Below are 5716 nucleotides of genomic sequence, written 5' to 3' on the forward strand. Positions count from 1 at the left end.
CCATGGAAGGCGCGTTCCATGGCCGCACCCTCGCAACCATCGCGGCGGGCGGACAGAAAAAATATCTCGAAGGATTCTGGCCGGTCATGCCGGGTTTCCCGCAGGTGCCTTTCGGTGATTTGAAGGCGCTCGAAGCGGCGATCGGCCCTGCCACGGCGGGTATTCTGATCGAGCCGGTACAGGGCGAGGGCGGCATCCGTGTCATCTCCAATGAAGACCTCCGGCACATCCGCGCGCTTTGCGACGAAAAGGGCATCCTGCTCGTGCTCGATGAAGTGCAGACCGGCGTCGGCCGCACGGGCAAGCTCTTTGCGCATGAACATGCGGGCATCACGCCGGACATCATGGCCGTTGCAAAGGCGCTGGGCGGCGGTTTCCCCGTTGGTGCCTGCCTTGCAAGCGAAGAGGCCGCAGCCGGCATGACGGCGGGCACACATGGCTCCACCTTTGGCGGCAACCCGCTTGCCATGGCGGTTGCCAATGCAGTGATGGATCTCGCGCTTGATGAAACCTTCCTGCCGCATGTGCGGATGCTTGGTCTGAAATTCCGGCAGAAGCTTGCCATGCTCGCGGATCGCTTCCCGCGCATCGTGGAAGAAATTCGCGGCGAAGGGCTGATGCTCGGTATTCGCTGCCATGTGCCCAACACGGATCTCGTGGCGGCGCTGCGCGATGAAAAAATGTTGACCGTCGGTGCGGGCGACAATGTGGTGCGGCTGCTGCCGCCGCTCAACATTGAGGAAGCCCATCTCGATGAGGCGATGGAAAAGCTGATGGTCGCCTGCGCAAGGCTTGATGCGGCGCTTGGTGCCGAAGCAAAGGCAGCAGGAGCGACATCATGAAGGCGACAGCAACGCCCCGACATTTTCTTGATCTCGATGTGGTCGCGGCAGGCGAACTCCGCGCGATCCTCGAAAATGCAGCATCCCGCAAGAAGGCCCGCGCAGGACTCGGCCAGGCGGAACCCGATGCCGACAAGCCGCTCAAGGGCAAACTTCTCGCCATGCTGTTCGAGAAACCCTCGACACGGACACGCGTTTCCTTCGATGTGGCCATGCGCCAGCTCGGCGGCGAGACGCTGCTGCTGAACGGGCAGGACACGCAGCTTGGCCGCGGTGAAACCATCGCCGATACGGCACGCGTTCTCTCGCGCTATGTGGACGCCATCATGATCCGCACCACGGATCACGAAAAGCTGCTGGAGCTTTCCGAATATGCAACCGTGCCCGTCATCAACGGGCTGACGGATCGCTCCCATCCCTGCCAGATCATGGCGGATGTGATGACATTCGAAGAACATCGCGGCCCCATCAAGGGACGGCGCATTGCATGGGTCGGAGATGGCAACAATGTCTCGACCTCATGGATTCATGCGGCAGCCCAGCTTGAGTTTGAACTTCGTCTTGCCTGCCCGCCCGAACTTGCGCCTTGCGAAAAGACGCTCGACTGGGCGCGGAAGAAAGGCGCGAAGATCACCGTGACCGCTGATCCCTTCGAGGCGGTGGATGGTGTCGATGCCATCAACACCGACACATGGGTCTCGATGGGCGACAGCATTGAAACCGCCGCGCGCCGCCACAATTTGCTGGCACCCTATCAGGTGAATGAGCGCCTGATGGCGGCGGCGGGCAAGGACGCGCTTTTCATGCACTGCCTGCCCGCGCATCGCGGCGAAGAAATGACGGCGGATGTGATCGACGGGCCAGCTTCCGTTGTTTTTGATGAAGCTGAAAATCGGCTCCATGCACAAAAGGGCGTGCTCGCCTGGTGCTTCCGTTAAACCGCAAGGCAGGCAGAGTTCTTGGGTAGCAAAGACGGTATCCCGACAGACGACCTCGTCCAGCCCTTCCTGATCGAGGAACTGGGAATCCGCGGGCGCATCGTGCGGCTTGGGCCGCTGGTGGACCGTGTGCTGACGGCGCATGCCTATCCCGAACCCGTGTCGCGCCTGCTTGGCGAGGCGATGGCGCTCACCGCCATGATCGGCTCCGCGCTCAAGTTTGACGGGCGCTTCATCCTGCAGACCCAAAGCAAAGGGCCGGTCGGCATGCTCGTAGCCGACTTCGAAACGCCCGGCATGATGCGCGGCTATGCGCAGATGGGTGAAGAGCGCGTGGCCGCTGCTTTGGCGGAAGGGCGCACCTCACCTGCCGAGTTAATGGGCGATGGCTATCTCGCCCTTACCATCGATCAGGGGCGCGATATGGAGCGCTATCAGGGCATCGTTTCGATTCACCCGGACGGTCTCAGCCACTCCGCGCATGAATATTTCGCAAGCTCCGAGCAGGTCGCAACGCGCATCCATCTTGCGGCCGGGCCCTATTATCACCGCGCGGAAGGAACGCCGGAGAAGAACTGGCGCGCTGGCGCCATCATGATCCAGCACATCGCGCGCGAGGGCGGGCTCACCTCTTTCCGCGAGGAAAATGATGATCGTCCCTTCACGGATGAGGAAGAGAACTGGAACCGCGCCTCGATCCTTCTCGATACGGTGGAGGATCATGAGTTGCTTGATCCTTCCCTCGAGTCGAACCGGCTGCTCTATCGCCTCTTTCACGAGGATGGCGTTCGTGCCTACGATCCCGTATCGCTCGAATTTGCGTGCCATTGCTCGCGTGACCGGATGACCAGCATCCTGCGCTCCTTCGGCAGCCATGAAATCGACGAAATGGTGCAGGAAGGTGTCATCACCACAACCTGCGAATTCTGCAGCGAAGTTTATGTCTTTGAGCCGGACCAGCTAAAGGAAGGGCTCGACTGAAAAAGGGGCTCGAAGTGAAGAACACTTCCGACACGGTCTTTTCCCGCCTGCGGCCGCTGCCTGTTCTTGCAGCGCTGCTCTCGACATTGCTTCTTGCCGCCTGTGCGGATGCGCCACCCCCGCCTGCAGGACCGCGCGCCGTGAGCTTTGAGGCGCAGACGCCTCTTCGTCTCGATGTTGCAAGCATCACCATCGAGCCGCGATATCGCGCTCCGGGCCGCGCCCCCAATGTGGAGCACCTTCATCCGGTGACACCGGAAAGCGTTGCCCGGTCATGGGCAGCCGCGCGCATCATCGCCACCGGCAGTCGCGGCCGCGCGGTGCTGACTGTGCTTGACGGCAGCGTGATTTCGGAAGACCTGCCGAAAAAGGGTGGTCTCACCGGCGTATTCGGTGACCAGCTTGATACGCGCCTCACCGCGCGGCTGAAGGCTCGCCTTGTGGTCGAGCGGGCGGGGGCCGAGGCCGGCAATTTCGAGGAATGGAGCGCCGATGTGGATGCATCCGCAACACGCACAATTCTGGAAAGTGCAAGCCTCAACGAGCGTGACGCTGCCTATGCGGCGCTGATCCAGTCGCTTGCGAAGAATTTTGACGATGCGCTGACGGCGGAAGTCCGCCGCAGCATGGGCCCGGTATTGCGATAGAAGAACTTTCTTTCACTCTCCCCTTGAGGGAGGGTGACGTGTAGGCGCGCTCAATTGGCTAGATCGCCTTGCCCGAAACGTGATCCGCAAGGCGCTGCATGAAGGCCTCGCATTCCTTCACCTGCGAGAGCGAGATGAACTCATCAGGCTTGTGTGCCTGGGCAATGTCGCCCGGCCCGCAGACAACGGTGGGAATATCCGCAAGCTGAAAAAGTCCGGCTTCAGTGTTGTAGGAAACCGCTTCCGCCGCGTTGCAGCGGGCAAGTTTCATCACCAGCGTCTCGCCCGGCTCGCCATCGCGCGGAGCAAGTCCCGGTGACTGCGCGCGCGTAACCGTTTCGATCCGCGCCTCGGGGAAAATCGCCCGCATCTGCGGCAGCACATTGCTTTCCGCAAACTCATTGAAGCGCGTGATGATCTCGGACGGGTCCGCATCCGGCAGCGAGCGATACTCCCACAGGAAAGAACATTTCCGTGGAATGATGTTGAGCGCCGTGCCGCCGCGTATCGTGCCGACATTGATGGTGGTGAAGGGCGGGCTGAAGCGGCCCGATGGGTCGCCGCGCTCGCGCATTTCTTCTGCGAGGCGCATCAGGAAGGAAATCAGTTCCGCCGCATACTGGATAGCGCTGACGCCGAGATGGGTCTGGCTTGAATGGAACTCAAGCCCCGTCACGGTGGTCTGATAGGACTGGATGCCCTTGTGCGCATTCACGACCTTCATGGAAGAAGGCTCGCCAACAATCACGATTTGCGGGCGCGGCAGGGTGCGGATGATGCTGTCGATCATGGGGCGCACGCCAAGGCAGCCCACTTCCTCATCATAGGAAAGTGCGAAATGGACGGGGATCTTGGGCCCACCTTTCAGGAAGGCCGGAACAAAGGCGAGCGCAATGGCGATGAAGCTTTTCATGTCGCTCGTGCCGCGACCGAAGAGCTTGCCGTCCGCCTCTCTCACGCGGAAGGGATCGCTCGACCAGTCCTGCCCCTCGACGGGCACTACATCGGTGTGGCCGGAAAGTACGATGCCGCCCGGCTGCGTTTCATCGCCCAGCGTTGCGAAGAGATTTGCCTTGGTGCCGTCGTCATTCATCACGCGCCGCGAGGTAACGCCGTGGCTCGCGAGATAGTTCTCCACGAACTCGACAAGGGCGAGATTGGAGAGATAGCTCGTCGTGTCGAAGGAGATGAGCTTTTCGATCATCTCCCGGGGCGTAAATATTTGCGGCGCGGTCATGAGGTCGGCTTCCGGCAGGCACGATGAAGGGTGTGATGTTTCACACCATCCTAGTCCGGGCCGATGAGGGAAGCGAGTGCGGGATGGTCCTAGTGGAACATCCGCTTGGCATAGGGGCTGTCGAGCGAAAAGGCAGGAATATCGACCTCGAAAGTCTCGCCTGTTTCCGTTTCCATCTCGTAATTGCCGAACATCACGCCGGAAGGGGCGGCAAGCGGAGTGCCGCTCGTATATTCGAACTTTTCGCCGGGGCGCAGAAGCGGCTGCTCGCCGACAACACCGGGGCCGCGCACTTCATGCATGTAGCCCGTCGCATCCGTGATCTTCCAGTAGCGCGAGCGCAGGCGCACCGTTTCCTGACCACGGTTCTCGATGGTCACATGATAGGCCCACACATAGTAATCCTGGTCGGGCTCCGACTGATCTTCCAGATAGGTCGGCTCGACATGAATTTTGATGGAGCGGGTGATGGCGCTGTACATCGGCGATCCTTGCACGAATGCGTCTTTTGGGAGCAGGGCGGAAACGGTCGAGGTCGCAGCCCTGCAAAAGATATGTGCCGCGAGAGGTCTGGCGGCAAGCCTGTGGACCTCACTCCCCTCAGTCCTTACAGCTTAGGGAAGATCTTCTAAATTGCTGTTAACGGCGGCATTTTTGAGGCGGAAAATCAGCCTTTTTTAGCCAGCGCACGCTGCATGTCTTCAATGAGATCGCCAGCGTCTTCAAGGCCCACAGAAAGCCGGAGCAGCCCGTCCCGAATGCCCATCTCCTCGCGCGTCTCTTTCGGCAGGCGCTGATGGGTCGTGGTGGCGGGGTGGGTGATGAGGCTCTTCGCATCGCCCAGATTGTTCGAGATTTTCACGACCTGAAGATTATTGGCGAAGCGGAATGCCCCTTCCTTGCCGCCCTTCACCTCGAAGGCAACGATGTTGCCGCCCGCTTCCATCTGGCTCATGGCGACATTGTGCTGCGGGTGGCTGGGCAGGCCGGGATAGAGCACGCGCTCAATGCCCTCATGCCCATCAAGGAAGCGGGCGACCGCATCCGCATTGCGGGCGTGTTCGCGCACGC

At 60.8% G+C, this 5716-nt stretch carries 7 protein-coding genes; 4 read left to right on the forward strand and 3 right to left on the reverse strand.

Annotated elements, in window-relative coordinates; translation table 11 throughout:
- The 4 genes from WBF74_RS14180 to WBF74_RS14195 form a co-directional block, all read left to right on the forward strand.
- Positions 1 to 842 (forward strand): acetylornithine transaminase (locus WBF74_RS14180; RefSeq protein WP_424441051.1); only part of this gene is annotated, 842 nt, incomplete at its 5' end.
- Positions 839 to 1780, forward strand: a complete 942-nt coding sequence (gene argF, locus WBF74_RS14185; RefSeq protein ID WP_424441053.1) for an ornithine carbamoyltransferase — start codon at positions 839 to 841, stop codon at positions 1778 to 1780. The genes WBF74_RS14180 and argF, both read left to right, overlap by 4 nt.
- Before the next feature lie 21 nt (positions 1781 to 1801).
- The gene (locus tag WBF74_RS14190; protein ID WP_424441055.1) at positions 1802 to 2761 is read left to right on the forward strand and encodes an Hsp33 family molecular chaperone; all 960 of its coding nucleotides are present in this window, start codon (positions 1802 to 1804) and stop codon (positions 2759 to 2761) included.
- Between the two features lie 14 nt (positions 2762 to 2775).
- The gene (locus WBF74_RS14195) at positions 2776 to 3408 is read left to right on the forward strand and encodes a hypothetical protein (RefSeq protein WP_424441057.1); all 633 of its coding nucleotides are present in this window, start codon (positions 2776 to 2778) and stop codon (positions 3406 to 3408) included.
- A gap of 58 nt (positions 3409 to 3466) precedes the next feature.
- Here WBF74_RS14195 and argE read toward each other — a convergent pair whose 3' ends face one another.
- The 3 genes from argE to WBF74_RS14210 all read right to left on the reverse strand — a co-directional run.
- Positions 3467 to 4645 (reverse strand): acetylornithine deacetylase, encoded by a 1179-nt coding sequence (gene argE, locus WBF74_RS14200; RefSeq protein WP_424441059.1) that lies wholly within the window; start codon positions 4643 to 4645, stop codon positions 3467 to 3469.
- Positions 4646 to 4734: 89 nt separating this feature from the next.
- A complete protein-coding gene (gene apaG, locus WBF74_RS14205; protein ID WP_424441061.1) occupies positions 4735 to 5127 on the reverse strand; it encodes a Co2+/Mg2+ efflux protein ApaG in 393 nt (130 codons plus the stop codon).
- Between the two features lie 185 nt (positions 5128 to 5312).
- The coding region (locus WBF74_RS14210; RefSeq protein ID WP_424441063.1) for a PLP-dependent transferase at positions 5313 to 5716 on the reverse strand (404 nt) is incomplete at its 5' end.

The organism is Parvibaculum sp. (assembly GCF_049672805.1).
GTDB lineage: Bacteria > Pseudomonadota > Alphaproteobacteria > Parvibaculales > Parvibaculaceae > Parvibaculum.

Excerpts from the sequence above, each read along its gene's own strand:
- argE (WP_424441059.1), bottom strand. The coding sequence starts at position 4,645 with ATGACCGCGCCGCAAATATTTACGCCCCGGGAGATGATCGAAAAGCTC.
- argF (WP_424441053.1), top strand. The coding sequence starts at position 839 with ATGAAGGCGACAGCAACGCCCCGACATTTTCTTGATCTCGATGTGGTC.
- apaG (WP_424441061.1), bottom strand. The coding sequence starts at position 5,127 with ATGTACAGCGCCATCACCCGCTCCATCAAAATTCATGTCGAGCCGACC.